At 72.4% G+C, this 26,924-nt stretch carries 26 protein-coding genes; 13 read left to right on the top strand and 13 right to left on the bottom strand.

Features of this window, described 5'->3' with window-relative positions; translation table 11 throughout:
* Positions 1–104: 104 nt before the first annotated feature.
* Positions 105–902 (bottom strand): DUF4190 domain-containing protein, encoded by a 798-nt coding sequence (locus AB0B01_RS27550; RefSeq protein ID WP_361724550.1) that lies wholly within the window; start codon positions 900–902, stop codon positions 105–107.
* Positions 903–1,316: 414 nt separating this feature from the next.
* Here AB0B01_RS27550 and AB0B01_RS27545 point away from each other — a divergent pair, with 414 nt between their 5' ends.
* Positions 1,317–2,099 carry a polysaccharide deacetylase family protein gene (locus tag AB0B01_RS27545; protein ID WP_361724547.1) on the top strand — a complete coding sequence of 261 codons (783 nt, stop codon included), beginning with the start codon at positions 1,317–1,319 and terminating at the stop codon, positions 2,097–2,099.
* 45 nt (positions 2,100–2,144) lie between these two features.
* On the opposite strand, the gene AB0B01_RS27540 is transcribed toward AB0B01_RS27545, so the two are convergent.
* On the bottom strand, positions 2,145–2,768 hold the full coding sequence (locus AB0B01_RS27540; protein ID WP_361724544.1) for a TetR/AcrR family transcriptional regulator: 624 nt from the start codon (positions 2,766–2,768) through the stop codon (positions 2,145–2,147).
* 101 nt (positions 2,769–2,869) lie between these two features.
* On the opposite strand from AB0B01_RS27540, the gene AB0B01_RS27535 reads away from it, so the two are divergent.
* On the top strand, positions 2,870–3,904 hold the full coding sequence (locus AB0B01_RS27535) for an aldo/keto reductase (protein ID WP_361724541.1): 1,035 nt from the start codon (positions 2,870–2,872) through the stop codon (positions 3,902–3,904).
* A gap of 19 nt (positions 3,905–3,923) precedes the next feature.
* On the opposite strand, the gene AB0B01_RS27530 is transcribed toward AB0B01_RS27535, so the two are convergent.
* Complete coding sequence (locus AB0B01_RS27530; RefSeq protein ID WP_361724538.1) at positions 3,924–4,427, bottom strand: HXXEE domain-containing protein; 504 nt, start codon at positions 4,425–4,427, stop codon at positions 3,924–3,926.
* Positions 4,428–4,500: 73 nt separating this feature from the next.
* On the opposite strand from AB0B01_RS27530, the gene AB0B01_RS27525 reads away from it, so the two are divergent.
* Positions 4,501–5,052, top strand: coding sequence for a TetR/AcrR family transcriptional regulator (locus AB0B01_RS27525; protein WP_361724535.1), 552 nt, complete (start codon positions 4,501–4,503; stop codon positions 5,050–5,052).
* Positions 5,053–5,187: 135 nt separating this feature from the next.
* Here AB0B01_RS27525 and AB0B01_RS27520 read toward each other — a convergent pair whose 3' ends face one another.
* Positions 5,188–5,883, bottom strand: coding sequence for a DUF4386 domain-containing protein (locus AB0B01_RS27520; protein WP_361724532.1), 696 nt, complete (start codon positions 5,881–5,883; stop codon positions 5,188–5,190).
* A gap of 71 nt (positions 5,884–5,954) precedes the next feature.
* Between AB0B01_RS27520 and AB0B01_RS27515 the strand changes: the two genes are divergently transcribed.
* Together AB0B01_RS27515 and AB0B01_RS27510 are read left to right on the top strand one after the other, a co-directional pair.
* Positions 5,955–6,632 carry a TetR/AcrR family transcriptional regulator C-terminal domain-containing protein gene (locus AB0B01_RS27515; protein ID WP_361724529.1) on the top strand — a complete coding sequence of 226 codons (678 nt, stop codon included), beginning with the start codon at positions 5,955–5,957 and terminating at the stop codon, positions 6,630–6,632.
* A 304-nt stretch (positions 6,633–6,936) separates the two neighbouring features.
* A complete protein-coding gene (locus AB0B01_RS27510; RefSeq protein WP_361724526.1) occupies positions 6,937–7,245 on the top strand; it encodes a hypothetical protein in 309 nt (102 codons plus the stop codon).
* A gap of 250 nt (positions 7,246–7,495) precedes the next feature.
* On the opposite strand, the gene AB0B01_RS27505 is transcribed toward AB0B01_RS27510, so the two are convergent.
* The 4 genes from AB0B01_RS27505 to AB0B01_RS27490 form a co-directional block, all read right to left on the bottom strand.
* Positions 7,496–7,942, bottom strand: a complete 447-nt coding sequence (locus AB0B01_RS27505; RefSeq protein WP_361724523.1) for a MarR family transcriptional regulator — start codon at positions 7,940–7,942, stop codon at positions 7,496–7,498.
* On the bottom strand, positions 7,939–8,421 hold the full coding sequence (locus AB0B01_RS27500; protein WP_361724520.1) for a MarR family transcriptional regulator: 483 nt from the start codon (positions 8,419–8,421) through the stop codon (positions 7,939–7,941). Before AB0B01_RS27500 ends, AB0B01_RS27505 begins: the two co-directional genes overlap by 4 nt.
* 63 nt (positions 8,422–8,484) lie before the next feature.
* Positions 8,485–9,273 carry an LmeA family phospholipid-binding protein gene (locus tag AB0B01_RS27495; protein ID WP_361724517.1) on the bottom strand — a complete coding sequence of 263 codons (789 nt, stop codon included), beginning with the start codon at positions 9,271–9,273 and terminating at the stop codon, positions 8,485–8,487.
* Complete coding sequence (locus AB0B01_RS27490; RefSeq protein ID WP_361724514.1) at positions 9,270–11,531, bottom strand: MMPL family transporter; 2,262 nt, start codon at positions 11,529–11,531, stop codon at positions 9,270–9,272. Before AB0B01_RS27490 ends, AB0B01_RS27495 begins: the two co-directional genes overlap by 4 nt.
* Before the next feature lie 286 nt (positions 11,532–11,817).
* Between AB0B01_RS27490 and AB0B01_RS27485 the strand changes: the two genes are divergently transcribed.
* Both AB0B01_RS27485 and AB0B01_RS27480 read left to right on the top strand, forming a co-directional pair.
* Positions 11,818–12,510, top strand: a complete 693-nt coding sequence (locus AB0B01_RS27485) for a response regulator transcription factor (RefSeq protein ID WP_361724511.1) — start codon at positions 11,818–11,820, stop codon at positions 12,508–12,510.
* Positions 12,507–13,958, top strand: coding sequence for a HAMP domain-containing sensor histidine kinase (locus AB0B01_RS27480; RefSeq protein ID WP_361724508.1), 1,452 nt, complete (start codon positions 12,507–12,509; stop codon positions 13,956–13,958). The genes AB0B01_RS27485 and AB0B01_RS27480 overlap by 4 nt, the downstream gene beginning before the upstream one ends.
* Positions 13,959–13,981: 23 nt before the next feature.
* On the opposite strand, the gene AB0B01_RS27475 is transcribed toward AB0B01_RS27480, so the two are convergent.
* Complete coding sequence (locus AB0B01_RS27475; protein ID WP_361724505.1) at positions 13,982–14,953, bottom strand: hypothetical protein; 972 nt, start codon at positions 14,951–14,953, stop codon at positions 13,982–13,984.
* A 1-nt stretch (position 14,954) separates the two neighbouring features.
* A complete protein-coding gene (locus tag AB0B01_RS27470) occupies positions 14,955–15,335 on the bottom strand; it encodes a hypothetical protein (protein ID WP_361724502.1) in 381 nt (126 codons plus the stop codon).
* Positions 15,336–15,502: 167 nt separating this feature from the next.
* Here AB0B01_RS27470 and AB0B01_RS27465 point away from each other — a divergent pair, with 167 nt between their 5' ends.
* On the top strand, positions 15,503–19,042 hold the full coding sequence (locus AB0B01_RS27465) for a CHAT domain-containing protein (RefSeq protein WP_361724499.1): 3,540 nt from the start codon (positions 15,503–15,505) through the stop codon (positions 19,040–19,042).
* A 29-nt stretch (positions 19,043–19,071) separates the two neighbouring features.
* Here AB0B01_RS27465 and AB0B01_RS27460 read toward each other — a convergent pair whose 3' ends face one another.
* Positions 19,072–19,506, bottom strand: a complete 435-nt coding sequence (locus AB0B01_RS27460; protein ID WP_361724553.1) for a MarR family transcriptional regulator — start codon at positions 19,504–19,506, stop codon at positions 19,072–19,074.
* A 91-nt stretch (positions 19,507–19,597) separates the two neighbouring features.
* Here AB0B01_RS27460 and AB0B01_RS27455 point away from each other — a divergent pair, with 91 nt between their 5' ends.
* The gene (locus tag AB0B01_RS27455) at positions 19,598–20,449 is read left to right on the top strand and encodes an alpha/beta hydrolase (protein ID WP_361724496.1); all 852 of its coding nucleotides are present in this window, start codon (positions 19,598–19,600) and stop codon (positions 20,447–20,449) included.
* Between the two features lie 31 nt (positions 20,450–20,480).
* Here the strand turns inward: AB0B01_RS27455 and AB0B01_RS27450 are convergent, their stop codons facing one another.
* Positions 20,481–22,085, bottom strand: a complete 1,605-nt coding sequence (locus tag AB0B01_RS27450; RefSeq protein WP_361724493.1) for an FAD-binding oxidoreductase — start codon at positions 22,083–22,085, stop codon at positions 20,481–20,483.
* 63 nt (positions 22,086–22,148) lie between these two features.
* Between AB0B01_RS27450 and AB0B01_RS27445 the strand changes: the two genes are divergently transcribed.
* From AB0B01_RS27445 to AB0B01_RS27435, 3 genes are all read left to right on the top strand, one after another.
* A complete protein-coding gene (locus tag AB0B01_RS27445; protein WP_361724490.1) occupies positions 22,149–22,769 on the top strand; it encodes a TetR/AcrR family transcriptional regulator in 621 nt (206 codons plus the stop codon).
* 10 nt (positions 22,770–22,779) lie between these two features.
* Positions 22,780–23,640 carry an AAA family ATPase gene (locus tag AB0B01_RS27440; RefSeq protein WP_361724487.1) on the top strand — a complete coding sequence of 287 codons (861 nt, stop codon included), beginning with the start codon at positions 22,780–22,782 and terminating at the stop codon, positions 23,638–23,640.
* 119 nt (positions 23,641–23,759) lie between these two features.
* On the top strand, positions 23,760–24,389 hold the full coding sequence (locus AB0B01_RS27435; RefSeq protein WP_361724484.1) for a sortase: 630 nt from the start codon (positions 23,760–23,762) through the stop codon (positions 24,387–24,389).
* A gap of 83 nt (positions 24,390–24,472) precedes the next feature.
* On the opposite strand, the gene AB0B01_RS27430 is transcribed toward AB0B01_RS27435, so the two are convergent.
* A complete protein-coding gene (locus AB0B01_RS27430) occupies positions 24,473–25,087 on the bottom strand; it encodes a TOPRIM nucleotidyl transferase/hydrolase domain-containing protein (protein WP_361724481.1) in 615 nt (204 codons plus the stop codon).
* A gap of 426 nt (positions 25,088–25,513) precedes the next feature.
* Between AB0B01_RS27430 and AB0B01_RS27425 the strand changes: the two genes are divergently transcribed.
* Entirely contained in the window at positions 25,514–26,803 is a 1,290-nt protein-coding gene (locus AB0B01_RS27425) for a PIG-L family deacetylase (protein ID WP_361724478.1), read from the top strand.
* Positions 26,804–26,924: the final 121 nt, after the last annotated feature.

Here is a 26,924-nt window from a genome sequence, read left to right as displayed (position 1 = left end):
GGGCCCCCGCCCGGGGCGCGCCCCGCGGGTGCGGGGGGGCGCTGACGACGGGCTCCGACCGTCGTCAGCGCCGACCCGCGTCCACACCGACCCTCGGCGGCATTTCAGGAAGAACCGGTGGTGTGGACCGATCCCGTGCTCGTGCCGCTGGTGCTGCCCAGGAAGCAGGTGACCTCGCGGTCGCCGCGGATCCACGTGGTGACCTGCGGGAAGTAGTAGTACACCTCCATCGTCTTCGGGAGCTTCGCGTCATCGCCCACGTAATCGGTGAGCGCCGTGCCGCCGCACTTCTCCTCGGCGATCGAGATGACCTTGTCCTTGCCCGGGTACGACCCGTCCTCCAGGTTGAAGACGTGGTACGCCTCGCCCTCGTGAGCCTCGGCGCACGGCACGATGCGCACCGTGAAGCCGGCCTGCCCGCCGTCCTCGTCGTCGTACTCCTCCAGGTCTCCGCCCGTGTTGAAGCAGTCGCCCTTGCGGATGTCCTCCACGGCGCTGGATCCCGGGGTGGTCACCTGGCCACTGGTGTCGCGCTGCGGCGACGGGCCGTCGTTCAGGACTCCGGAGAACCCGAGGACGAGCAGGACCACGTAGAAGAGGATGGTCGCGCCGTGGATGGCGATGCCCGCGATGGCGAAGCCCTTGCCCTTCTCGCCGCGGGTGCGGATCTGGGAGAGGGCGATGATGCCGAGGATCAGCGGGACCAGCGGCACCGCGCAGAGGATCGACATGACGAACGAGACGATGGCGAGCGAGTTGGTCTTCTGCAGCGCCGGCGGCATCTGGGGCGGTGCGTACCAGCCCTGCGGACTGCCGTACGGCCCGGGCTGCCCCGGCTCTCCGTACGGGCCCGACTGCGGGTACGGCTCGGGGGAGGACGGTGGCTGCGGGGGTATGGACATACGGGTGGCGCTCCTTGCACAGACGGTGAGAGGCAACTTACAGCCAGGCGGTGACAACGCAGGGTCGGGGGGTCTGCCGGGCGCGCGGTGCACCTGAGGGTCGTCGCGCCCGGGCCCGTGCCGGTCGACGGCTGCGCGGGCCCCGACAGTTGACGCACCGCCGACTCGGCCTCCGGAGCCAGGGCGGGGACGGCGGGGGAGCTGAGCGGAGCCGAGCACTGACACCGCCGGGGGCCGCGGCGTGCCCCGGTGTCCGGGGACGGAGCGGTAGCTGCTGCGGGGCGGGCGGGCGCGGGCCGGCTGCGGCCCGGCGCACCGCATGTGCCGCGCACCACAGAAGGGGCCGGTACACGTGGCCTACCCTGGCTCGGACACGCGAGATCCGGGGGCCGAGCGCAAAGGGAGAGCGCGTCCATGGGCATCACCAGCAGTTCCGTGCGCCGCCGGCGGGCGGGCTCCGCCGTGGCGGCGGCCGTCCTCGGCGTCCTGGCAGCCACCGGCACACCGGCCCTCGCCGCCACGGACGGCTCGGCGGCCCGGTCCTCGGCCGCCAACCCCTCCGGGTCCGCCCACGGCGCGGCCCCGGTTCCGCTGGGGATCTCCCGGCTGGCCCAGGGTTCGGGCCACGACGTCGCCATCACCATCGACGACGGTCCGGACCCGCGCTGGACTCCGCAGGTCCTCCAGGTGCTGAGGCAGAACCACGTGAAGGCCACCTTCTGCATGGTCGGAACGCGGGCGCAGAAGTACCCGGATCTGGTGCGCGCGGTCGCCGCCGACGGGCACCAGCTGTGTGACCACTCCGTCGACCACGACGTGACGATGGACCACAAGCCCGTCGCCTACCAGCGGCAGCAGATCCTGGACGCCAAGGCCATGATCGAGAAGGCCGTGCCGGGCGTCGCCGTCACCTACTACCGTGCACCGGGCGGCGCCTTCACCCCCGACAGCCGTGCGATAGCCGCCGCGAACGGGATGCGGCCACTGGGCTGGAGCGTGGACCCCAAGGACTGGAGCCGGCCGGGCCTGCCGGCGATCGTCGCCGCGCTGGAGGGCAAGCTGCCCCGGCAGCCGACCGTCCTGTTCCATGACGGGGGCGGCGACCGCAGCGAGACGGTCGCGGCGCTCAGGAAGTACCTGCCCTGGCTCACCAAGCAGGGCTACACCTTCACTTTCCCGGTCCGTACCACCCCGTAGTCGCGGTCGGCACCTCGCAACCGGGGTGGGTACCCCGTAACGCCGCTACGCCTCCCGTACGTACGCGCCCGCGCGCGCGGCCGCCGCCGCGGCCGTGGCGGCGCGGTCGGCAGCGTCCTCGTCGAGGGGGAGGGCGGTGGTCAGGAGGCGGTAGTAGAGCGGGGCGGACGCCGCGCGGATCACCTCGTGCGGGTCCGTGCCCTCAGGCACCTCTCCGCGGGCGGCTGCCTGTTCGACACAGGGCGCCCACGCGTCGACGCGGGCGGAGTAGAAGCCCTGCAGGGCCTCCGCCGCCTTCGGATCACAGGTGGCGGCCGCGATCACCGCCTTGAACAGGGCCCCCTGCCGCGGATCCGCCAGCGTCCGCTGCACCAGACGGGTGTTCGCCCTCAGGTCCCCGAGCAGTGAGCCCGTTTCCGTGCGGGGCACCGACTGCTGAGCCATGTCCAGCAGCAGGTCGGCCACGAGTCCGGTGGTCGTGCCCCAGCGGCGGTAGACGGTCGTCTTCCCGACCTCCGCGCGGCGCGCGATGTCGGCGAGGTCCAGGTGGGCGAAGCCCTGCTCGGCCAAGACGTCCGCGGCGGCGCGCAGCACGGACGCCCGTACGCGCGCGGTACGCCCTCCGGGCCGGGTGGTGCCCGGGTCCGACTCGGCTTCCGCAAACTCCATAATGGGTCTCCAGTTCCATTAGCTGTCAATACTTGCTACGCTGCGGTCATCTTAATGGAACCAAAGCCCCATTAGTGGGGGTGGGAGAGAGGGGATTCGTCATGGAGTACAGGCGACTGGGTGCGTCCGGACTTCAGGTTCCGGCGCTCAGCTTCGGTGCCGGGACCTTCGGCGGACAGGGGCCGCTCTTCGGTGCCTGGGGCACTACGGGTGTCGAGGAGGCGCGTCGCCTCGTGGACATCTGCATCGACGCCGGGATCACCATGTTCGACACCGCCGACGTCTACTCCGGCGGCGCGTCGGAGGAGGTCCTGGGGGCCGCCCTCAGCGGGCGCCGGGACCAGGTCCTCATCTCCACCAAGGCCGGCCTGCCCATGGGAGACGGCCCCGGCGACGCGGGCACGTCGCGATCCCGCCTGATCGCTTCCGTCGACAACGCCCTGCGCCGCCTCGACACCGACTACATCGACCTCTTCCAGCTGCACGCCTTCGATGCCGGCACCCCGGTGGAGGAGGTCCTGTCCACCCTGGACGACCTGGTGCGGGCCGGGAAGATCCGGCACCTCGGCATCTCCAACTTCTCCGGCTGGCAGGCGATGAAGTCGCTCGCCGCCGCCGACCGCCGCGGCCGGGAGCGCTATGTCGCCCACCAGGTCTACTACTCCCTCATCGGCCGCGACTACGAATGGGAGTTGATGCCGCTCGGGCTCGACCAGGGGCTGGGCGCGATCGTCTGGAGCCCCCTGGGCTGGGGACGGCTCACCGGCAAGGTCCGCCGGGGCCGTCCGCTGCCGGCCGGCAGCAGGCTGCACGACACCGCCGACTACGGGCCGCCCGTGGAGGACGAGCACCTCTATCGCGTGGTCGACGCCCTGGACGAGATCGCGCAGGAAACCGGGAAGGCGATACCGCAGATCGCCCTCCGGTGGCTGCTGCAGCGGCCGACCGTGTCCTCCGTCATCATTGGCGCCCGCAACGAGGAACAGCTGCGCCAGAACCTCGGCGCCGTGGGCTGGACGCTCACCCCCGAGCAGATGGCGAGGCTCGACGCGGCGAGCAGCCGGACGGCCCCCTACCCGTACTTCCCGTACCAGCGCCAGGAGGGCTTCGCCCGGCTCAACCCCCCGGTGGTCTAGGGGTACGTCGACTGCCGGTTCAGATGCCGCTGCCCCGCTGGTGGGCGGCCGAGGCGGTGCGTCGGGTGGCAAGCCAGGCCACTCCGTGGACCGTTGCCGTCGTCAGGGCGGCCAGGCCCAGGCCGTGCAGCACCGCCTCGCGCGCATTGCCGTTCGTCAACGGCACGCCTGCCGCTCGCATCTGTCGGGCAGCCCACAAGGCGTACGGAATCACCACCGTCGGCGCCGTCGCCACGCCCGGCGTGTAGCGGCCCAAGGCGGCGGCCGAGGCCAGGTGGGTGACTCCGTGCAGGCCGAAGCCCGTCACGGCCGTGCGGAAGAAGCGGCTCTGCCCACCGGTGCGGGCACCCGCGACCGAGGCCGCCGCCACGACGCAGCCCATGAGCCCGATCGCGGTGTTCACCCGGCGCTGGGGCGCCCGGGAGAAGCGCGCCATCGTGGCGAGCTCTTCGGCGTCGTTCAGCACCCAGGCGGCCAGCAGCCCCCACGTCACGGTGGCAGGGACAGCACTCTTGGCGGACATCGGCAACTTCTCCCTCGACGTACAGTGAAATGCAACGCAACGTTGCGTTGCAATTCCAGCGTACGATGCCTCCATGAGCGACACCAGAGGTCCCCGCGCCGCCTCCGCCATCTTCAACGCCACCCTCGAACTGCTGGCCGAGCACGGGTACGACGGCCTCACCATCGAAGGCGTCGCCCGGGCTGCAGGCGTGAACAAGACGACCCTCTACCGCTGGTGGCCCTCCAAGCCCGCCCTGGTGCGCGCCACCGTGTTGCATGCCCGGGCTCTCGACATCTGCGTCCCGGACACCGGGAGCCTGCGCGGAGACCTGGTTGCGCTCGTCGAGCAGGTGATCGGGCTGCTCACGGGGCCGTACGCCGAACCGGTCGTGCGCGCCCTGGCGGGCGGATCGGGCCGGCCGGAACTGGCGGAACTCACCCGGGAGCTGTTCGCCGAACGCTTCGCCCGCGAGCAGCCCGTCTTCGAACGCGCCCGCGCCCGGGGCGAGTTGCCGGCGACGGACCCCAAGCTGCTCGTCGACCTCGTCGCCGGCGCCGTCTGGGTCCGGGTGCTGCTGCGCCGCGAACCGCTGCCGGACGGCTTCGCAGCCGAGGTCGTGGATGCGGTGCTCCCCCGACCCTGAGGGGTGCTGAGGGGCGCCGGCCCCTCCCGCCGCCGTTGCGGAGGCAGAGGGCGGGGGGAGGCGGGCGCGGACCTCTACGCCGTGTCCGTGTCCGTGTTCGCCGGCCGGCAGCTCATGTGCGTTCGGCTCGGTGTGTCACGACGGCTGAACCGCCCGAATGGCCTGCGGGTCGAAGCCCTTGGTGATGAGGCGGACGGCGAGGGACACCTCCCAGGCGAACACCGGGAGGGCCGCGAGCGACCCTGCGGGGGAGACCTGCTCGTAGAGCCCGAACATCACGGCGGCCGCCGACGCGCAGATCAGCGGGCCGCCGATGAGCCCCAGGACGGCGATGGGCCGCGGGACGAGCCGCGAGCGGTACATCAGCCACGCCAGCACCAGCGTGTTCGCCCCCAGGGCGACGTTCGGCCCGAGCAGGAACGTCCAGTCGTGGATCGCCACCAGGGCCTTGCCGGTGGTGGTGAAGGACGCGGTGTCGGCGCCGGCGTAGTCCCCGCGCAGCGTCACGACCGAGAGGACGCCGATGATGCCGACGAGGATGACGGCGGCTTCCAGGAGTCGCCCGCAGACGTGTCCCAGAGCGGCGCCTTCGTTCTGCCGCCGGATGACCGGGTACAGGGTGACGCCGGTCCCGATGACCGCGGTCACGAGGACGAGCTCGCACAGCGCGCCCCCGAGGACACGGGTGTCGGCGCCGGGGCCGAGGACGTAGTCGGCACCGTTCAGCCCGTTCAACACCGGCCCGTACAGCGCCAGTCCGCCGATCGCGGCGATCTCGGTGACGAGGAAGAAGACCCCCGCCACGATCGCGGTTCTCCTGCTCGCATTCATGGGCACCCCCTGTTGTGGTGTACGGCGTACACCTGGGCCCTACCGTAGGTGTACTGCGTACACTCGTCAACATGGCGAATACGCAACAGGTGCGCCGCGCCCCCCTGAACCGCGAGCGCGTGCTGCACGCCGCGGTGGCGCTGGCCGACGGCATCGGGATCGAAGCGCTCAGCATGCGCAAGCTCGCCCAGGAGCTCGGCGTCGTGCCCATGGCGCTCTACAAGCACGTCGCCAACAAGGACGAACTCCTCGACGCGATGGTGGAAGCGGTCGTCGGGGAGATCGAGGCCCCGGCCTCCGGCGCCGACTGGAAGAGCGCGGTCCGCCACCGCATCCTCTCCGCGCGCGCTGCCCTCCTGGGCCACCCGTGGGCCGCCGAGGTGATCCGCTCGCGCACCGGCCCGACCCCGGCCGTCCTCGCATACCTGGACTCGGTGATCGGCATGTTCCGGGCCGGGGGGCTCTCCGTCGACCTGACGCATCACGTCATGCACGCCCTGGGCAGCCGGGTCCTGGGCTTCACCCAGGAGCTGTTCGACGCCCCGGCGGGTCCCGCTCCGGCGCCCGCCCCGGCGGGTCCGAGCCCGTACCCGCACGTCATGGAGCTGGCCGCGGCGGTGGCCCACGACGACGGCTCGGTCATCGGCCCGGGCTGCGACGACCAGTTCGAGTTCGAATTCGCCCTGGACCTCCTCCTGGACGGCTTCGACCGCCTCCACCGCCAGGGGTGGACCTCGGCCGTGCGGTGAGCCCCACCCTCTGCCCCGCGGCCCCAGCGGAGCCGGACCACCACCGCAGGGGCTCTCATTGCCGCTCATCCCGCTCCTGCGCCGCCGAAAAGGGCCACGTCAAAGGACACGGGATGTCCTGGAAGCCTCCTGCTGTGGACCTGGCGTCCCGAGCAAAACAGGAGGTTCCGCATGAAAATCGCTGTTCTCGGTACCCGCGGCGGGGTGCGTGCGCACGCCGCGAAGCTCGTGGAGCTGGGCCACGACGGCCATGTCGGCACCCGTGACCCGAAGGCGACCCGGGGCCCGCAGCGAGCCCGACGTGATGGGCAACCCTCCCTACGGCCGGTGGCTCGTCGACCACCCCGGCATCACCCCGGGCACCTTCCGCGAGGCCGCGGCCGCCGCCGACGAGCTCGTCGTCAACGGCATCGACGGGCGTAACGCCGTCACCGCGCTGACCGCCATCAGCGACTCCCTCGCCGGCAAGGTGCTCGTTGACTACGCCGTCCCCTTCATCTACGACCCCGAAGTCGAGCATCCGCGCCGACGCCGTGGGGGACCATGCCGAAGCTCGACCCGTGTGACACCGGCAGCCTCGGCGAGCAGATCCAGCGGGCCCTGCCCGAGGTGAAGGTGGCAAGTCCTTCGTCACTGCGTCCGCGGGATGGAGATGTACGCCCCCATGCGCTCGGCCACCGGCTTCGGCCTGGGCCGGCAGTTCGGCGGCCGCTTCGGCATCAAGGCTTCGGCATCAAGGTCGTGCGCTGAACGCCCCGTCCGAGGGCTCCGCGCCCTCCGAGCCCAGGCGCATACCCGGGCCGCTGCCGCACGCGGTTCCGCCGGGTGGCGCCCGGTGTGACAGTGCAGGGCCGGACCGGACCTCAGGCGCCGTCCAGCTCGGCGTTCGCCCGCTCCGTGACCAGTGCCAACACGCGGCCCGCGACCGCCAGGTCCTCGGCCGGAATGCCGGCGTACAGCCGGGCGGCGATCTCGGCGGTCGCAGCGGCTGTGGTCGCGTACAGGTCCCGTCCGGCGTCCGTGGGCCGAATCCGGGACGCCTGCGCCGGGTCCTCTTCCACCAGCTTCGCGGCCGTCAGCTCCTCCATGACGCCGCGTACGAACGACTCGTCGGTCTTCAGTGAGCCGGTGACCTCGGCGACGAGCCCGTCGCGGCCTATGGACTCGCCTGCGACCACGACGGCCCGGAGCGTCACGCTCTGGTGGAACGTGACGCCGTGGCGGGCCAGCACGCCCTCCGCGAGGGCGCGCCCGGCATGGTGCGCCAGGGCGATGACACGGGCGTTGACCGGGGGTGCGGTGGTGGTCATGACTGCTCCTTCTCGCTCTCGGTGTGTGGATGAAGAGGTGCATCGAGCAGGGTCGCCAGCTCGCGGGTGAACTGCCGCGTGCGCGGGCTGTCCTGTCCTCCGAGCGGCTCCAGCAGCTGGTCCAGTAGCCCCTGGACCACCCTGACCGCGCGGCCTGTGACGTCGCACCCCTGCTCGGTGAGCGACAGCCGCATGGCGCGCGGGTCGTTCGGGTCCCGGGTGCGGGCGACGAGTCCGGCGGCCTCCAGGGCGCGGGCGAGCTTGGAGACGTACAGCGGTTCGAGCCCGGTGGTGTCCGCGAGCTGACGCTGACTGGGCTGCAGCCCGGAGCGCCGCATGCCGTGGAGCGAGGCCATCAGCGCGTACTGGGCATGGGTCAGGCCCAGCGGCGCGACCGCCCGGTCGACGGCCACCCGCCATTTCATCGACAAGCGCCAGACCAGGAATCCCGCCGTGGCGCCCTCAGGTGCTGTACTCACAGTGGATATGGTACATGGATACTATGTACATGGCTACTATTTCTTGGGACGCTCGAAGCGAGGTCACGGTCGCAAGGGACCGGCTGTTGCGGCGAGGCCGACATGACGAGCGTCGACCACGGCCTCGATGCCCCGGTCCGTGACCCGTACCGATGTGGGCTTCAGGGCCGGCGCCAGGTCTTGGACCCCCGGCCGCGCGGCCAGCCGGTCGCGGATCCCCCGGGTGAGCCGCTCCGGGGCCGGGGAGCCCATCAGGGTGGCCGCATCCAGGGTGAACTCAACGCGTCCGTCGTGCAGGTGCGGACGGACGGCGATGCCGAGGGCGCCGCCGGGCCCGAGTCCGAGGTGCAGGACGCCGGTCGCCGGATCGGTGGTCACCTCGCTGACGGGCAGGGACTGTTCCCCCGTCGTGAGCCAGGCGCGGACGGCCTCGGTCGGCACCGTGATCCGGCCGTGGACGGCGTCAACGGCCTTCCCGCCGCCCCCGCCCAGCGGGACTCCGTCCAGGCCCAGCCGTACCGAGGCCCCGGTCACCCGGCCGAGTGCCGCATCGTCCCCGGTGACGGTCACGCGGCCGACCCGTCCCCGGGCCAGCGCCAGCAGGCCCGATCCCGCGAGGTCCGCGTCGGTCCGCCCCAGGCGTGGTCGCAATGCGTCCTCGATGCCGTTCTCGACGACCGCGGTCGCGGCGGCTTCGGCGCCGCCGGCCAGGAGCGCAGTGCCCAGGACCCCGGCGAGGATCCGGGCCCGCCATGTCCCGCGCCGGGAGCGCGACGGCAGGGCGCTCGCCACGGGTCCGGCGGCCGCGGTGCGGGGGCGCCCGCCGGCGCGTGCGGTGGTGGCACGGCTCATGCCCGTACCTCCCGCGTCCGGTCGCCGGGCCGGGAGTCCTCCGGGTGGCAGCCCTCCGGGTCGAGGTGCGGCAGGATCCGGTCCAGCCAGGCGGGGATCCACCAGTTCGCACGGCCGAGGAGGTGCATCGTGGCCGGAACCAAGAGCAGCCGGACCACGGTGGCGTCGAGCACCACGCTGAAGCCGAGGCCCAGGGCGAGCATCTTGACCACCGGGTTCGCCGAGAGGAGGAAGGCGAGGAAGACGCTGGTCATGATCAGCGCCGCACAGCTGATGACGCGGGCGGTGGACGCCAGGCCGGCGGCGACAGCGGCCTGGCTGTCGCGGCCCGCCAGCCAGTACTCCCGGATCCGCGCCAGCAGGAACACCTCGTAGTCCATGGACAGTCCGAAGACGATGGCGAACATCATCATGGGCACGTACGACTCGACGGGCACGCTCTCGTCCACGCTGAACAGCGAGGATCCCCAGCCCCACTGGAAGACGGCGACGACGACGCCGAACGAGGCGCCGATCGAGAGCAGGTTGAGCACGGCCGCCTTCAGCGCGATCAGCGGGCTGCGGAACACGGCCAGCAGGAGGACGAACGCGGCGGCGACCACGAGGGCGACGACCAGGGGCAGGCGGTCGGCGAGCACGTCGCGGAAGGTCTGCTGGGCGGCGCTCTGCCCGGTGAGGTAGCCGGTGGCGTGGTACGGGTCGAGCGCGCCGGGCAGGGTCTCCTTCGCCAGCCGGTGCAGCAGGTCGGCCGTGGCCCGGTCCTGCGGGGCGCTGTCGGGTACGACGGTGGAGACGAGCAGGGCGCCGTCCGCGGTGGGGACGGGCGGGGTGGCCGACGCCACGCCCGGGGTGTCGGTCAGTGCCTGGTGGAGCTGCCCGGCGAGCTCCGTGCGTTGGTCGGGGGCGGCGCCGGCCTTGTCGAGGGTGACCACGACGGTGAGGGGCCCGTTCGCGCCCCGCCCGAATCCGTCGGCGAGCAGGTCGTACGCGCGGCGTTCGGTGGCCTTGACGGGCGAGGCGCCGGCGTCGACGTGGCCGAGCCGCATGGACGCGGCCGGCACGGAGAGCAGCGCGAGCATGGCGGCGCCGACCAGCAGGAACGTCCAGGGCCGGCGTCCGACGGCGGCGGCCCAGCGCTGCCAGACGTCGCCGTCGCCGCGGGGCTCGCCGCCGGGTTCGTCGCCGGGTTCGTCGACGGGGGTGCGGACGCGGAGCCGGTCGATACGCCGGCCGGCCAGGCCCAGCAGGGCGGGCGTCAGGGTGAGCGCGGCCAGCGCGCCGGTCAGTACGGTGGTGCCCGCCGCGACACCCAGCATGCCGATGAAGCCGACGCCCGAGGCGAACAGTCCGGCCAGGGCCACGGTCACGGTCAGCGCGGCGACCAGCACGGCCCGGCCGCTGGTGGCGACCGTACGGCCGGCCGCCTCGGCCGGGTCGGACAGGGTGTGCAGCAGCTTGCGGTGCCGGGTGACCAGGAACAGCGAGTAGTCCAGCCCGACGCCGAGGCCCATCATCACCGCGAGGGTGGGCGATACGGCGGCGAAGTCGAACGCGGCGGCGAGCAGGCCGAGTCCCGCCAGCCCGGCCAGCAGTCCGACGACGGCACTGATCAGGGGGAACCCGGCGGCCGCCACACTGCCGAAGCCCAGCAGCAGGACGATCACGGCCGTGGCGATGCCGATGACCTCGGACGCCCGGTCGGCGCCGACCGGGGCGGCGAGTTTGCCGAGCGGTCCGCCGTACTCGACGGTGACCCCGCCGGCCCGCAGCGGCGCGACCGCGGCGTCGACCCGTTCCAGGTAGGACGTGTCGAACTGAGCCGGGTTCGAGTCGAAGCGGACGGTGTAGTAGCCGGTACGGCCGTCCCCGGTCACGGCGGCAGGAGTGGCGAGCGGGTCGACGACGCCGATCACCCCGGGCAGGGCCGCGAGCCGCTGCCCCGCGTCTTCCACGGCATCCCGGTGCCCGGCCAGGCCTTCCCCGCCGGCCGAGAGGACGACCTGCGCCGGGACTCCGCGGTGGGCCGGGCCGCCGTGGGCGTCGAGCAGGTCCGCGCCGGTCTGCACCGCGGTGCCGGGCAGGGCGAAGTCGTCCTGGTACTGCCCGCCCCAGGCTCGGTCGGCGCCGACGGCCGCCAGCAGCGCGAGGAGCCAGACGGCGATCACGAGCCAGGGGCGGCGGGCGCAGGCCCGGCCGGTCCGGTACAGCAGCCCGCCCGGGGCGGAGCCGGGTGGTGCGGCCTGGTCACTCAGTTTCATGGCGGGAGTCCTTGCCGGGGATCGGTACGAAGAGGGAGGGAACGGGGTACGGCGGGGCGGCGCGTATGCCCCGGCGGCACCCGGCACCGGCACCCGGCACCCGGCCCCCGGCACCGATCATGGCCGCTGATTGCCCGGCCACCATGAGGGGATTGTTAGGGCTGTGTGAGGCCGCACGGGCGGCGCGCCGCGCACCCCGGACGTGGGGCGCCGGCTGGCTAGCATGAGTCGCGTCCCCCGCTCGCCCTCCGCGGCTCCGCTCCGCGCACAGGTCACCGGAGTCGTCATGAACACCCGCAAGGGGCTCGTCCTCATCGTGGAGGACGACCCGAACATCGCCGCGCTGCAGCGGCTGTACCTGGAGCGGGACGGCTACCGGACGGAGACGGTCGAGGACGGCCCCGCAGGTCTGGACGCGGTGGCACGGCTCGCGCCGGCGGCGGTCGTACTGGACGTCGGGCTGCCCGGCATGGACGGGGTGACGCTGTGCCGCCGGCTGCGCGAGCGGGACGACTGGACCCCGGTCCTGCTGGTCACGGCCCGCGGTGACGAGGCGGACCGGATCCTGGGCCTGGAGCTCGGCGCCGACGACTACCTGACGAAGCCGTTCTCGCCCGGTGAGCTCGTGGCCCGCGTCAACGCCGTGCTCCGCCGCGGGGGCCGCCCCACGGCGGCTCCGGCCGTGCACACGGTGGGGCGGCTGCGGGTCGACCCCGCCCGGCACACCGTCCATGTCGACGGCACTGCGGTGGAGTTCACCGCCCTGGAACTCAACCTGCTCGCCTTCCTGCTCGAACACCGCGGGCAGGTGTTCACCCGTACCCAGCTGCTGGACCAGGTGTGGGGCGACTCGGCCCACCGCGACCAGCGCGTGGTCGACGTGTACGTCTCCCAGATCCGCGCCAAACTCGGCGACGCCGGCCCGATCAGGACCGTCCGGGGAGTCGGCTACAGCGCGGCGGCCGAGGAGACCGCGTGAGCGCCGCCGGCCCCGGGCGGCGGCCCCGACGACGGGGCACCCTCGCGCGAGAACTGGTCCTGTTCGCGGGGCTGATCGCCCTGGTCGCCGTACTGATGAGCGGGCTCACCGCCTGGTACACCGCCCGGGGCAGCGCGGAGGCCCAGGAGCGCGGCCGGCTCGCCCGGCAGGCCACCGCACTGAGCCGGATCCCGCGGCTGTCGGTGCTGCTGGTGGAGGGGGAGCAGCTGATCGCCGGCTCCAACGGGCTGCGCCTCGCCGTCCTCGACGCGTCGGGCACGCTCCACGGTCCGGCCTCGGCGGCGGTCACGAACGCACAGCGGGACCTGCTGCTCACGCGCCGGCCGCTGTCGGCGACCGGGACCCTCGGCGGGGAGCGGGTCATCGTCGAGGGGCGGACGTTCGGGGCGGGCGGGGTGGTGCTCGCCAAGCCGATGGTCGAGGTGGACGAGGCCGCCGCGCGCATCCGACGGAGCCTGGTCCTTCCGCTGTGCGCCGGGCTGGTCGGGGCGGCCTGCGCCGGGCTGCTGCTGGCGCGCCGCATCACCCGCCCGCTGACCCGCGCCGCCGAGATCGCGGGCCGCCTGGCCGACGGCCAGCGCGGCATCGCGGCGACGGGACCGGACGCGGTACGGGAGGACAGGGCGGGCGGCGAACCAGGCGGCGGGCCCGCCGAGGTGGTGGAGCTCAACCGCGCCATGGCCGTCCTGGACCAGGCCCTGCTGCGCAGCGAGGAAGGCCGCCGCGAGTTCCTGCTCTCCATCTCCCACGAGATCCGAACCCCGCTCACCACGATGCACGGCTACGCGGAGGCCCTGGCCGACGACGTGATCCCCGCGGACCGGGTTGCCGAGACGGGCAGGGTGCTGGTCGCCGAGGCGCAGCGGCTGGACCGCTTCCTGTCGGACCTGCTCGACCTGGCCCGGCTGGAGGCCGACGAGTTCCGCCTCGCACCGGCCGACACCGACCTGGTCGCGCTCCTGGAGCAGGCCGTCGAGGTGTGGCGGGACCGGTGCGCCCGGCACGGGGTCGTCTTCCGGTGGGAACCGCCCGCGGCGGGTGAGCCTTCCCGGCCCGTACGGACCGACGGCTTCCGGGTCCGGCAGCTCGCCGACTGCCTGCTGGCGAACGCCCTGCGGATCACTCCGGCGGGCCGGCCGGTGGTCCTGGCCCTCGCCGCGGTCCCGGGCGGCGGTATGCGCATCGAGGTCCGCGACGGCGGACCGGGACTGACGGACGACGACGTGGCGGTGGCCTTCGAACGGGGGGCGCTGCACGAGCGCTACCGCGCGGAGCGGCCGGTAGGCAGTGGGCTGGGCCTGGCCATCGCCCACCGCCTGGCCACCCGGCTGGCAGCCACCCTCACCGCCACCGGCCACGGCCCCGAAGGCGGGGCGGTGTTCACCCTCACCCTCCCGGCCGCCCCGCCGGGCGGGGAGGGCGGGTGACCGGCCGGGGGACGGGCGGGCATTCACGCAGCGGTCGGCGGCTCGGGAGAGGTGAGCTCGATCAGGTCACCGCGGCCTTGCAAGATACACGTCAGCTGCCAGCCCGTCGTCTTGTCCAGGCGCTCGACATGGGGCACCCCGACGCTCCGGGCGAGATCCAGGGCGTGGAGTCGCACAGCACCTTCCAGGAGCATCGCGTAGGCGTCGGTCATGGCACGGGCACGGGGCCAGGCGGTCGCCACGACCGCGCAGGCGATCAACGCACTGGGCCACCAGAGGAACGCGGGGAGGACATAGAGGATGCCCCATCCGCCCAGCACCATCGCCCGGGCGAGTGCCTCGCGCGTGGCGGTGATCTCTCCCCGGACGGAGTCCGGCAGGGCCAGCCACAGCGCCGGCCACACCGTCGGCAGATCCACGCGGCAGTCACGGTTCAGGCGGAGTTCGACGGCATGCAGACGGTCCCCTGACCAGGTCGGACGGGCGGGTCGCTCGGGGGAGATGAGTGTCGGGTCCCGCGGGCTCCTTCCCGGATCGGCCGTCGGATCGGGGTCGGGAAGGCCGGTGATACGGCTCCTCGCGCGGGCGCGGCGCCGTAACTCCGTCTGTGCGTCGCGTGCTTGGACCAATTCGTCCCAGCGCTCACGACGACGGGTCACCCTCCACCGGGCAAACTGGCGCAAGGGCGGCGGCCAGCGTGCCCACTCCGCTGCGAGGGAGAGCCGCTCGGCCGCGACACCGACAGCCTGGGCGGCCAGGCCGACCCCGGCCGAACCGAGGAGCACGGCGAGGAGGACGACGGCCAGGCCGCTGGGCGAGCGCCCTGTGGCCGAGGAGGCCCAGCCGTCGATCCGCCGGACGAGGCGGCTGACGTCGAGCGCGTGCCGCTGACCGAGCACGTGCGCCGTGGTCAGTGTGGCGAGCCACAGGGCACCGGGGAGCGCGAGCAGGGAGAGCCAGCGTTCGGCGATCTTCTTGCCGAGTTCGGCGAGCACCTCACAGCCCTTCCCAGCGCAAGGGCGCGCCGCTCATCTCGCAGCGCGGAGGCCTGGTTTCCCCCGGCTCTGCCGCCCAGAAACGGGTACACCGACCGACGGGGCAGAGAAAGAGCGCTTCGACAGGAGTGGCCGGCCCCGTACCGGCGGGACGCACGGGCCGGTCGCGCCGGGTCGCTCCGAGCAACCCCAGTGCATCGCGGGCGTTCTGGAAAGCGGTGTGCATCGCCTGCACGATCGGAGCGACATCGACCTGCTCCGGCAATGCGGCCAGCAGATCCTCCCAAAGATCGAGGCGCCCCAACCCGGCCAGTCGATCGCGGACCTCTTCCTCGTGCGCGCATACGTACGCGAGCACGTCCGGCAGCTGCTCACCACACACGATTTCCCCTGTTTCCCCCACATCAACCCCCGGCTCTGCCGCCCGGCACGGCCGGTGGCACAGGACGTGGATGCACCCTTCAGCGGCAAGGCTATCGGCTTTTCCCGAGCCCTACTCCGGGATGTGGAGTACCGTCCCGAGCGGACGGGTAAGAGGGGGGCGGGGCGATGGCCGACCAGCTGCTGGATGATGCCCGGGGGTGGGTGGAGCGGATTTCCCGAGATCCGTCACTCGCCCTGCACCCGGCCGTGCTTGATGTGGTGCGGCGTTTGGCCGACAGCGGGCGAAATAACGAGGTGGACGTCGCGCTGCCTTTGGGCTGGCTGCATTGGTACCGTCATGTCGCGCTGCCTGAAGGCCAATCAGAGGATGAGCTCCTCCGGGCCATGGAATGCTTCATTCCTTGCTTCCTGTCGGGTGCCGGGCCGATACCGGACCGCATGCTCCCTCTGCTCTTCGGCACGCTGTTCGACCTGGCGGTGGAGTGGTCGCGCGATCTGCAACAAACCGACGACTCCGACCTCTTGAACCTGACCTTGCACCTGTGGCGGCGTCTCGCAGCGGCTGCCCCGTCGACCTTCCCGGACCGGATGCTGTACCAGTCCAATCTCGCTGCCACCCTGATGCTGCGGCATGCGCGTACCGGCCGGCCGGAGGATCTGGATGAGGCGGTCGTCTTCTTCCGCCTGGCCGCCGGGTCGGGTCCCGACGACCACCCCGACCGGCCCGGGCTGCTCGGCAACCTCGGAGTCGCCCTCCAGACCCGGTTCGAGCGAACGGGGGAGCCGGAGGACCTGGCGCAATCCATCGAGGCGCGCCGCGCGGCCATTGCGGCTGCCGGAGTCGACCACTCCGATCTGGCCGGCTTCCACGTCGGTCTGACCCATGCCTTACGGGAGCAATTCCTGCAGTCCGGAAGCGAAGAGGACCTTGACGTCTTCATCTCGGCACTACGGCAAACGATCGGACACACGACCGGGGGAACAGCCGATGAGGTAGCTTCTCTGCTCCACCTGGGACAGGCGTTGAGAATGCGCTTCGAGATCCTCGGCGAGGACGCGGACCTGGAGGAATCCATTTCCGTTGCCCGTGATGCAGAGCGTCGTGCACCCGGAGGAACGCCGCTGCTCTCCTACACGCAGACAGTCCTCTCTGCTTCCCTGCAGTTTCGATTTCGCCGCCACGGTGCAGTGGAGGATCTCGACGAAGCTCTCGCGTTTGCCCGAACAGCCCTCGAATCCCTGGCTGAGGACGACCTTGAGCGAGGAGAGGCACTCGCCAACCTTGCGTCGGCCATGGCGGACAAATATCAGCGCGAGGGAATTCCCGCCGACATCCAGCGCGCGGCCGAGCTGAGCCGAGCCGCGGTGCGCAGTGCCGGCCCGGACGACCGGAAGCGGTTCCCCTACCTGCTGACACTCACCGTCATCGCACGTCAGTGCTACGCGCGCACCGGTGCTCTGGAAGATCTGGACGAGGCTCTGCGAGCGGCCCGGGCCGCACTTGAGATCCCGGGCGCACCCAGGTTCCAGCGCATTCTGCACATGGCGAATACGGCCTCCCTCCTGCTCGACCGATACCTTCGGCTGCAGAACCCCGAGGACCTCACCCACGCGGGACTTCTCTTCGAGGCGACGGTCGCCCAGACGCCGGAAGGCCATCCTGAGCATGCAGGCCGGATCCTCAACCTTTCGATCGCCCTCAGGTACCTCTTCCACGCAACCGGGGAGAGCGAGCACCTACGGAGGGCGGCGACCCTCCTGCGTCAGGTCCTCACGTCGGCTGCGCCGGACGCACCGGAACGACCCCGGTACCTCTACGAGTGGGCGACGACACTCAAGGCCCTCCACCAACAGGGTGATGGCTCTGTCACGTGGTCCGAGCTCGTGGCTGCCGCCGAGGAGGCCGCGCACTGCGACTCGGACGCGATCGTCCACACGCCGGCTCGCCTCCTCCTCGCGCGTACGTTGCTGCTGCATGCACAGGACCCGGGGCACAGCGCCAGTGCCGAGCGCGCCCTGTCAGTGTTGACCGACCTGCTGGAGGCGCCCCACACCACACCGTCACAGCGGATCGAAGCCGCACGTCTGGCCGCATCCGTGGGCGGACGCTCCCGCACCACCACGGAAGCGGCTTCCTTGCTGGAAGGGGCCGTCCACCTCATGCCGGAGGTGGCGCCGCTCCAGTTGGCATGGCAGGACCGGCAGCATGCGCTGGGCGGGCTGGCCGGCCTGGCCGCCGAGGCGGCCGGCGCCGTTCTCGGATCGTCCGCCGGAAGCGCCCGCCAACGGGCGCTGCGGGCCCTTCAGCTGCTCGAAATGGGGCGGTCAGTGCTGCTGAGCCAGGTCCTGCGCACCCGCGGCGACCTCTCGGATCTTCACGAGCGGCATCCCGAGCTGGCGGACCGCTTCGCACAGCTGCGTCACCAACTCGACCGTGATGCCGATGCCAGGAGCATCCTGACCCGGCGAACAACTGCCGTCAGTGAAGAAGACCGGCACGCCAGGCAGGCCCTGGCGCGGGACTTCGCCGCGACGACAGCACGCATCCGTGCCCTGCCGGGCTTCGCAACCTTCATGCGCCCCCCGGGTGCGGAGGAACTCATTGCTGCGGCCTCCGACGGGCCGGTGGTGACCTTCACGACCCAGCGCAGCGGAACGGAGGCCCTCATCATCACCGCCTCCGGGGTGACCCACCTTCACCTTCCGGGGATTCGCGAGAGCGAGCTCATGCGGCACGTCGAAGCCTTCCACGAGGCCCTGGAGGGGGTCGCGGATCCTGGTGTGCCGTGGAGGAAGCGCGTGGCATACGAGACCTCTCTGAGCGAGACGCTGAAGTGGCTCTGGGACGAGGCGGTGAGTCCCACCATGGACAGGCTCGGTCTGCGTGCCAGGCAGGCAGCGCACCAGCCGTGGCCCAGGATCTGGTGGGTACCCGGCGGCCTCCTCGGCCTCCTTCCGCTGCACGCCGCCGGCTACCACGAGGACGGCGACGGCCGGACCGTGCTCGACCGCGCGATTTCCTCCTACACTCCCACCCTCTCCGCTCTTCGACATGCGCGGAGCACGCCCTCGGTGTCCCGGACGGACCGCGCTCTCGTGGTGGCGATGCCCACCACCCCCGGTGCCGGTCCCTTGCGCAGCGCCTCGGAGGAAATCCGCGCTCCGGGGGCCTTGTGGCCCGATCCGATCGTCTTCGTCGAGGGGCCCACCGTCTCTGCGCACACCCCGACGAAGGCCGGCGTTCTCGCCGCCCTGCCGCATTGCACGATCGCGCACTTCTCCTGCCACGGAGCGAGCGACCCCATCGATCCCTCGAACAGTCGACTGCTGCTGCACGACCACCAGGTCGACCCGCTCACCGCGGCCAGCCTGACCACCGTGAACCTCGGCCACGCGCGCCTGGTGTACCTGTCGGCCTGCAGGACGGCTTTCAGCAGCACGCGCGAATTGATCGACGAGACCATCCACCTCGCGAGCGCCTTCCAGCTCGCCGGCTTCCAGCACGTCATCGGCACGCTCTGGGAGATCGAGGACGGGGTCGCCGCAAAGACCGCCGCACGCTTCTACAATGCTCTTTCGACAGCTGACGGTTCCCTCCGCACCCACCACGCGGCGCACGCCCTCCACCACTCCGTGCGCGCGGCCCGCCACCAGTTCCCGGTGACGCCGTCTCTGTGGGCGGGCCTCGTTCATGCCGGTCCCTGACCGCTTCCGGAAGTGCGCCACGCCCCGTGTCACGGTTCCGGCTGCGGAGCAAGGGCCGTGTGGGTCGCCGACAGGAAGCGGCGGACCGTCTCCCGTTCGGTGGGGGTGAACCCGTGCAGGACGTCGAGCACCCCCTCGATCAGCGGGCCGAAGAACTCCCAGCCCAGGCGCACCGCCTGCGGTTCGACGCCGAGCAGGACACGGCGGCGGTCCTGCTCGTCGGGCAGGCGCGCGATGTGCCCCAGCCGCTCCAGCCGGTCGATGACGGCCGTCGTCCCGGCCGAGTTGAGGCCGAGCCGGGCCCCGAGCAGGCCCGGCGTGGCGGGTTCGCCCGCGCGGGCGGCGTCCAACAGGCAGATCAAGGCCCGTACATCGGTCGGGTGCATGTCGTTGCGGGCGGCGAACTCCGCCTGCCGCAGCCCGAATTCCACGGTCACGGCGCGCAGGAGGTGCACCAGGTCCATGGTGTCGTCTGCCGTGTTGTCGTCCACATCGCCTCCGCCTAATATCTCTCGCTGAGCGAGATTATCGCCTGTCGAGGGATTGGGGGCGGCCATGTGTGCCATGCCTGTCACGTCCGAGTCCGCTGTGCCCGCCTCCTTCCGCGCCGCTTACGAGGCCGTCCTGCAGCAGTGGCCCGGCCCGGTGGAAGCGACGCGGCTGCCCACGCCGTACGGCATCACCCGCGTCAACAGCAGCGGAGCCGCGGACGCCCCGCCCCTCGTGCTGCTCCCCGGCGGCGGGGCGACCTCCGCCGTGTGGGGCGGGGTCGCCGCCACCGAGGCGTACCGGCTGCACGCCGTGGACCTGGTCGGGGATCCCGGGCTCGGCGTGCCGGCGGCCGGGCGGCCGCTGCGGGCCGTCGAGGACGTCGTGCGGTGGCTGGACGCGGTGCTCGACGGGCTCGGCGGCGGCCCCGTCGGCCTCGGCGGGCACTCGTACGGGGCGTGGATAGCCGCCCACTACGCGGCCCGGCGCCCCGGGCGGCTCACCCGGCTGGTCCTGCTCGACCCGACCCGGGTGTTCGCCGGGCTCCGGCCCGGATACGTACTGCGGGCCCTGCCCATGCTGGTGCGGCCCACCCCCGCCCGGATCCGGGGCTTCCTGGCGTGGGAGACCGGCGGGGCGGCCCTGGACCCCCAGTGGCTGCGGCTCCAGGACGAGACGGCCCGCTTCCCCACGGCCCGGCCCGTCACCGGACCGCGCCCCGACCTCCGCGGCCTCGGGGAGCTGCCGGTGCAGGCGCTGTTCGCCGCCGATGCCCGCTGCCACGACGCCGCCCGGGCGGCGCGGGCCGCGCGCGCGATGCTGCCGGGCGCGCGGATCGACGTATTCCCCGGGGTGTCCCATCATGCGCTGCCGCTGACGGCGGCCCCCGAGATCGTGCGGTGGCTCGTTCGGCCGTAACAGGGGCCCCGGTCGCGGTTCGCAGGCGGGGTCAGTCCACGAGCACACCCGGGTTGAGGATGCCCCGCGGATCGAGCGCCCCCTTCGCGGCCCGCAGTGCGAGGGCGAAGGGTTCGGGGCGCTGGCGGTCGTAGCCGGGCCGGTGGTCCCGGCCCACGGCGTGGTGGTGGGTGATGGTGGCCCGGTGGCGGTGCAGGACCTCGCCCGCGACGGCCTTCAGGTCGTCCCAGAGGGCCACCTCGTCACCGGCGCGGCCGGCTGTCAGGACGGTGAAGTAGGGTGCCGCGCCGTCCGGATACACGTGCGTCAGACGGCAGTTGACGGTCGCTGGGTGACCCGTGGCCTTCAGCGCCGCCTCGCCGATCTCGGTGCGCACCGCTTCGATCAGGGCGGGGATCCGGTCCCAGGTGGCCGCCGTCTCGAAGGTCTCCGCGACGGCACCCATCCTGGCCAGGCCGTCGCGGAGGTACGGCATGCGCAGGAAGGCCGAGCGCCAGGCGCTCACGGCCGCGTCGCCTGCCGGGGAGCCGTCCGGGCCGGCGCTCCCCCCGTACCGGCCGCCGTGTGAGCGGGCCAGGTCGACCGCCCGTTCGAGACGGGAAGCCACCGGTTCGTCCGCCGACTCGAATCCCAGCACCAGTACGGCGGAGCCATCCTGCGCCGAGCCCGACAGCGCGGCCTCACCGGCGTCCAGGAGACGGCAGTTGGCGGGGGAGAGGTCGGACTGCGCGAGGGTGCGCACCGCCCGCAGCGCGTCGTGGAAGTCGGCGAAGGCGACCGCGGCGGAAGCCTTGAAGCGCGGGCGCTCCTGGAGGCGGACCCATGCCTCGGTGATGACGCCGAGGGCCCCTTCGGAGCCCAGGAACAGGCGGTCGGGGGAGGGGCCCGCCCCCGAGGCGGGCAGCCGCCACGAACTGCTCGTGCCGGCCGGGGTGACGACACGCAGCGATTGCACGAAGTCGTCGATGTGCGTGCGGCCGGTGGCGTAGTGCCCGCCGGCCCGGGTGGCGAGCCAGCCCCCGAGCGTGGAGAACTCGAAGCTCTGCGGGAAGTGCCTCAGGGTGAGGCCGTGGGGTCGTAGCTGGTCCTCCAGGCTCGGCCCGGGGGTACCGGCCTGGATACGTGCCGCCCGCCCCTCGGTGTCGACCTCCAGGACGCGTCCCATGGCGGTCAGGTCGAGGGACATCACCGCCCGGTGGGCGTCGCCGCGGTACTCCACGCCTCCCGTGACCGAGGAGCCGCCGCCGTACGGGACGACGGCGACCTGCCGGTCGCCGGCCCAGTCCAGCAGGTCGGCGACGCCGCGGTCGTCCGTCGGGCGGGCGACGAGGTCGGGGATGCGGCCGGGCCGCCCCCGAAGGGCCCGCGCCACGTCGCGGTACGCCTTTCCCATGGCATGCGCGGCGCGGTCACGGGGCTCGTCGCTGACCAGACCGGCGAGGCTCCGCGGGGGTTCGACAGCGGGACTCCCGATGGCCAGATCGCGGATGCGGGGCACCGGGAGCGGGCGGCTGAGGGTGCCGGGGAGCAGGGCGCCCATGGCGGTGCATTCCGCGTCGTCGGGCTGTGCTTCGGTCCAACCCCAGCCCCACCAGGAGCGGGTGCGGGACGTCGGCTGCGTGGGGGTGCCGGCCATGGATGGCTCCAGGGTTCGCAGTAACTTACCTTGAGGTAAATTACCTACTGATAATATCCCTTCATGGCAACCCCCCCTACGAAGGCCGGCACCAAGGGAGTTCCCCGGGAGCACCGCCGTCGGCAGATGCTGGAGGCCGCCACGCAGGAGTTCGGCACCCGCGGCTACGCGGCTGCGTCGCTCCCCGCGATCGCCGCACGCGTGGGTGTCACCAAGACGCTGCTGCACCAGTACTTCGGAACGAAGGAGGACCTCTACCTGGCCTGCCTGGTCCCCGTCGGGGACCGGCTCCTGGACGGGATCCGGACGGCGATGGGGCCGGACGGGACCACGCCGCACACCCCGCTGCGCGTACTGGACAGCATCTTCACCGCGCTGGAGGGGCAGCGGGAGGCGTGGTTCGTGCTGTACGACACCTCCTTGCCGTCGGGCGGCGAGGCCGCACGCCGGGCTTCGGAGTACTGGGCGGCCATCGACGACCTCGCGGCCGGTGGCACCGCCGAACTGCTGCGCGCGGCCGGATCCACCGACCCGCTGGACGCCGACGCCCTCAAGTACGTCTGGCGGGACCTGGTCGCCACCCTCGTCCGCTGGTGGGTCAAACACCCGGAGCAGACCCCGGCGGAGATGACGCAGCGCTGCGCCCGCCTCTTCGCAGCCGGCGCCGGTCTCACGGACCGATAGCGTTCACTGGGTGATCGATCGAAACCGGGATGTCCCTCCCACCCCGCCGGCCGACCGGACAACCGGCCTCCAGTCCGCTGCCGTCCAACTGGACAGCACGGCGAAGCAGCCGCTGCGCGCCGCGGGAGAGCCGGTGGGAAGCTCGACCCGCAGCCGCGCCCGCGCGCAGGGACCGGGGCCTGCGCTGCGTGCACCACTGCTCTCTGCGGGGACCGGTCCCGCGGGTGAACTCCGCCCTCGCGGGCTGGTCGACCTGCGCGGCATGGTCCCGGTCCCCGCGCGCACGGTCGTGTATCCCCCGGGCGCCGTCGTGGTCGTCTCGGGTCTGCCGGGCAGCGGCAAGAGCACGCTGCTGGAGCGCTGGTCGCGCGCTGCGGGCGTGCGGGTCGTCGAGCCGCGGGTCACCCACGTGCAGTGCGAGTCCCGCATGCCGGCATGGCTGCCCTACGCGGTGTACCGGCCGTGGGCCCGGCTGCGGCACTTCACCTGGCTGAGGGAGGCAGTGGCGTGCGGCGAGCCCCTCCTCGTGCACGACTGCGGAAGCCGTGCGTGGATGCGCACATGGCTGCGCGCGGCGGCGCTCCGTGCGGGCCGCACCGGCGGCGTCCACCTGGTCCTCGTAGACGTCGGCCCCGCCGCCGCGCTGTCGGGACAGCGGTCCCGCGGCCGCCACGTCTCCCGCCGGACCTTCGCCGGGCACGTCCGGGGACTCGGGCGGCTGTTCGGCGCGCTGGCCGACCGCGGCCGTGACGCCGTGCCCGAGGCGGCCTCCGTCGTACTGCTGGACCGGTCTTCCCGCAGCCACCTCGCCGGCATCGCGTTCACCGGGGAGCCGCACACCGCGGCCCGGGACCCGCGCACCGCGCCGTGAACACCGGGCGCGTGAGGGGGTCGTGCCCGGCTGCCGTGCGTCCCGCCCTGTGGCACGCTGGAAGAGCCGACCGGCCGGTGTGATCCGTACAAGAACCCGGCAGACCCTCGGACACCCCCATGACTCCACGCCTCCCACGCTGCACGCGCAGCGGGCCACTGGCGCTCGCCAGTGCTGCCCTCGCCGTCCTGTTGACGGCTCCCACGGGGCTTGCGGACCTGACCGCCGCCCCCATGGCGAAGATCCAGGCAGCCACCCTGTCGATACCCGCCATCGGCGTCTCCGGACTCCCCGTCATCCCCTACCAGGGCAGTCCCGACGACGCGGCGGGCACCCGCATCCAGGACCAGGGCGTGGCCGCCAGCCCGTACGGTCCGGGCGGCGGCGTCGGTCCCGGCGACGTCGGCAACTACATCGTCACCGGCCACCGGATCGTGGCCGGCGGGCCCCTGCGCGCCCTGCCGTCCTTGCCCGCGGGCGCGTCGGTGTTCGTCACGGCCGGCGGCGTCACGTACCAGTACGTCATCACCTCGACGCGGACGACGTCGTTCCGGTCACAGTCCTCCATGGAAGAGCAGCGCGCTGCGGTGCCGGGTTCGAGCGGCACTGCGCCGAACAGCGCGATGATCACCGTGTCCACCTGTCTGACACCTGAGGACGAGGCGGCGGGCAACTCCTGGCGGGACGCGCAGAACAACCCCGAACACCGCCTCGACAAGATCGGCGTCCTCACCACCTCCGAGCCCTGACCCCGGGGGAGCGCCAGGAGTTGGCGAACGTCGCGCCGAACGCGGCGGCCGCCGCGACGACGAGGGGCTTCAGACGAGGGGCTTCACAGGCTCGCGAGGAGATCGTCGAGCGGGGCCGGTACCTGTCCGGGCCCGAGGGCCTCGACGAGGAGGCGACCGTAGCGGATCTTGCGGCCCTTCTTCGTGCCGAGGAAACGCCGCAACTGCTGTTGCCGCGGCCGACCTTGGTGCGCGGGCTGGCACAGGAAGGTCTGCCAGGCCCGGAGATCGCCCTCGGCTCGGACGATCTCCTCGACGGCCGCCGTGCCGAGCGCGCGGATGAGCTCGTCCTCCAAGTCCGCCACGCATACGAAGAAGCCCTGGTGAGGCGCCCGTGCCCGGTTCAGGCCGCGGTCGTAGAAGGGCTGCTCGCGCTCGTCGCACAGTCCCGCCAGTTGCAATCCGAGGCCGGGCGGTCCGAGGAGGCCGGCGTAGCGGCCGACGCTCATCGCCCCGCCCATCGACACGACGCACACCCCCTCGGCGGCAAGGTCCCGGCCACGGCGTACGGCGAGCGCCTCGACGGCCGCCAGGTCGCTCGGCCCTTCCAGCAGCACCGCCGTCCGCAACCCCAGCCGCACCGCCAGATCCCTCGCCGCCCCACCGGGACCGCCGTTCGCCCAGCCACTCACCGCGTCCCGGAACGCCTTGATGTCCATGGGGTGAGTCTCCACTTCCCCCGACGCCATGGCACGGAAATATTCGACGGCCTACCAGATGCCGCTGATCAGGGGCAGGCGGCCGCCGGCGTCGACGCCGGCTCCTCGTCGATCCACCGATCGGCCCGCCCGTGTCGCTGCCACGCCACGCTCGCCCCTAGCATCGGAGCACAGCACACCGAGAGCGTGCGCGCCGGTTTGCCGGCGCGGGGCGCAGGCGCGCAGGCGCAGGGACGGACGAGTCCGCCGAAGGGGGCCGAGGTGAGGTCAGGGTCGGAGTCGGTCGACAGCCGGATACGCGCGGGTACGGGGAAAGCCCCGGCCTCCGCACCGGGTCTCGGAGCGGGCTCCCCACCGCCGGCGGTGCGCCGCATCCCCCGCGAGCGGCGGCGCCGTTGGCGGGCGCTTCCCCTGACCTTGGGCGTCGTGCTGAGTGGAATCGCTTCGTTCCTGCAGGTCGACGTCGCGCATGCCTACGGTGGGCAGCAGACCGGAGCCCGGAGAGGTGTGGAGCCGGGCACCGAATGCCGACCGACGTTGATCGGCGTGGCACACCAGGACGATGACCTGCTCTTCATCAACCCCGAAGTCCAGCGGCTGATCCGTCACCGGTGCTCCGTCGGCACCGTCTACCTGACCGCCGGGGACGCTGGGCGCTCGTTCGCCGAGGACCCCTACGTACGACGACGCGAAGAGGGCTTACAGGCGTCTTACGCCACGATGGCGGGTGTCCCCAACCGCTGGCACCGCAGCGATCTCACCGTACGGGGCCACCGCCTCGTGTCCTTCGTCCTGGACGGCCGCCCCGACGTACGGCTCGTTTTCCTCCGGCTGCCCGACGGGTTTGCGAAGGGCGCCGGGAGCACGCGGTACGCCGGGCAGAGCCTGCTGAAGCTGTTTCGCGGGCAGATCGCCACGATCAAGCCGGTGGACGGAGCGAAGCCCTACACCAGGGAAGAGCTGACCTCGGTGCTCTCCGACGTCCTTTCCCTCCGGAAGGCCGAACGCATCCTGACGCTCGACTACGACAGTGCCACCTTCGGGGTCGGCCCGCCGAATCCGGCCGATCACAGCGACCACGAGATGACAGGTCGGTTCTTCCGGAAGGCCGCCTTCGTCGCTCGCGCCCGCCCGACCGTCGCCTCCTACGTCGGCTACGGCCTCTCGCTGCTTCCGGCCAATCTCACTGCCCAACAGCGGCGCGACAAGGAAGCCGTCTACGACGCGTACCTCAGGTACACGGGATGTTTCACGGCTCCCTGCCCGGCCGGACTCACCCTCAGCCAGGATTTTCGCCGGTGGATCGCGAGGGAACACCGCAGGACGCATAGGCAGGCTCGTCCCGGCGAGATCGTGTCGGCGATAGGCCGCACGAATACGAAGGTCGCGGTCGAACGTTGCCTTGCGCAGGACCGGCGCCGCCCTGCGGATGGTGCCGTCACGACCGCGGACTGCGACGGCGGGCCGGCCCAGCGGTGGACGTTCGTGGGCGCCACCGTTCGGGCCGCCGGGTCCGGGGCCTGTCTCACCGCTTCCGCGCAGGTCAGCCTGTCACCGTGCAGCGGGTCGAGCGCCCAGACGTGGTGGCGTGACGCCGACGGAAGGATCGGATCGGGCGGCCGCTGCCTGCATCAGGACGACCTGGCGATGCTGAACCCCGGGCTCGATCTGAAACCGTGCAGCCCCTACCGGCCCGAGTTGCGCTGGCAGTGGTAGGCCCGGTGGTTCCGGTGGAGTGGCCGGGTGTCACAGCCCCATGGAGATGGCCAGGCGGGTCAGCTCGGCCGTGTTGTTGATGCCCAGCTTGGCGCGGATGCGGCGGAGGTAGGCGTCGACG

This window comes from Streptomyces sp. NPDC044571, from assembly GCF_040647115.1.
Classification (GTDB): Bacteria; Actinomycetota; Actinomycetes; order Streptomycetales; family Streptomycetaceae; genus Streptomyces.
The sequence above is the reverse complement of the archived record's forward strand: the minus strand, read 5'-3'. Positions and strand labels throughout refer to the sequence as shown.

What these genes read in the sequence shown, in the direction of transcription:
- AB0B01_RS27445 (WP_361724490.1), top strand. Translation starts at nt 22,149, where the DNA reads ATGGCAACCCCCCCTACGAAGGCCGGCACCAAGGGAGTTCCCCGGGAG.
- AB0B01_RS27460 (WP_361724553.1), bottom strand. Translation starts at nt 19,506, where the DNA reads ATGGACCTGGTGCACCTCCTGCGCGCCGTGACCGTGGAATTCGGGCTG.
- AB0B01_RS27535 (WP_361724541.1), top strand. Translation starts at nt 2,870, where the DNA reads ATGGAGTACAGGCGACTGGGTGCGTCCGGACTTCAGGTTCCGGCGCTC.
- AB0B01_RS27430 (WP_361724481.1), bottom strand. Translation starts at nt 25,087, where the DNA reads ATGGACATCAAGGCGTTCCGGGACGCGGTGAGTGGCTGGGCGAACGGC.
- AB0B01_RS27550 (WP_361724550.1), bottom strand. Translation starts at nt 902, where the DNA reads ATGTCCATACCCCCGCAGCCACCGTCCTCCCCCGAGCCGTACCCGCAG.
- AB0B01_RS27485 (WP_361724511.1), top strand. Translation starts at nt 11,818, where the DNA reads ATGAACACCCGCAAGGGGCTCGTCCTCATCGTGGAGGACGACCCGAAC.
- AB0B01_RS27490 (WP_361724514.1), bottom strand. Translation starts at nt 11,531, where the DNA reads ATGAAACTGAGTGACCAGGCCGCACCACCCGGCTCCGCCCCGGGCGGG.
- AB0B01_RS27435 (WP_361724484.1), top strand. Translation starts at nt 23,760, where the DNA reads ATGACTCCACGCCTCCCACGCTGCACGCGCAGCGGGCCACTGGCGCTC.
- AB0B01_RS27455 (WP_361724496.1), top strand. Translation starts at nt 19,598, where the DNA reads ATGTGTGCCATGCCTGTCACGTCCGAGTCCGCTGTGCCCGCCTCCTTC.
- AB0B01_RS27450 (WP_361724493.1), bottom strand. Translation starts at nt 22,085, where the DNA reads ATGGCCGGCACCCCCACGCAGCCGACGTCCCGCACCCGCTCCTGGTGG.
- AB0B01_RS27465 (WP_361724499.1), top strand. Translation starts at nt 15,503, where the DNA reads ATGGCCGACCAGCTGCTGGATGATGCCCGGGGGTGGGTGGAGCGGATT.
- AB0B01_RS27545 (WP_361724547.1), top strand. Translation starts at nt 1,317, where the DNA reads ATGGGCATCACCAGCAGTTCCGTGCGCCGCCGGCGGGCGGGCTCCGCC.
- AB0B01_RS27495 (WP_361724517.1), bottom strand. Translation starts at nt 9,273, where the DNA reads ATGAGCCGTGCCACCACCGCACGCGCCGGCGGGCGCCCCCGCACCGCG.
- AB0B01_RS27510 (WP_361724526.1), top strand. Translation starts at nt 6,937, where the DNA reads ATGGGCAACCCTCCCTACGGCCGGTGGCTCGTCGACCACCCCGGCATC.
- AB0B01_RS27520 (WP_361724532.1), bottom strand. Translation starts at nt 5,883, where the DNA reads ATGAATGCGAGCAGGAGAACCGCGATCGTGGCGGGGGTCTTCTTCCTC.
- AB0B01_RS27530 (WP_361724538.1), bottom strand. Translation starts at nt 4,427, where the DNA reads ATGTCCGCCAAGAGTGCTGTCCCTGCCACCGTGACGTGGGGGCTGCTG.
- AB0B01_RS27505 (WP_361724523.1), bottom strand. Translation starts at nt 7,942, where the DNA reads ATGACCACCACCGCACCCCCGGTCAACGCCCGTGTCATCGCCCTGGCG.
- AB0B01_RS27515 (WP_361724529.1), top strand. Translation starts at nt 5,955, where the DNA reads ATGGCGAATACGCAACAGGTGCGCCGCGCCCCCCTGAACCGCGAGCGC.
- AB0B01_RS27540 (WP_361724544.1), bottom strand. Translation starts at nt 2,768, where the DNA reads ATGGAGTTTGCGGAAGCCGAGTCGGACCCGGGCACCACCCGGCCCGGA.
- AB0B01_RS27525 (WP_361724535.1), top strand. Translation starts at nt 4,501, where the DNA reads ATGAGCGACACCAGAGGTCCCCGCGCCGCCTCCGCCATCTTCAACGCC.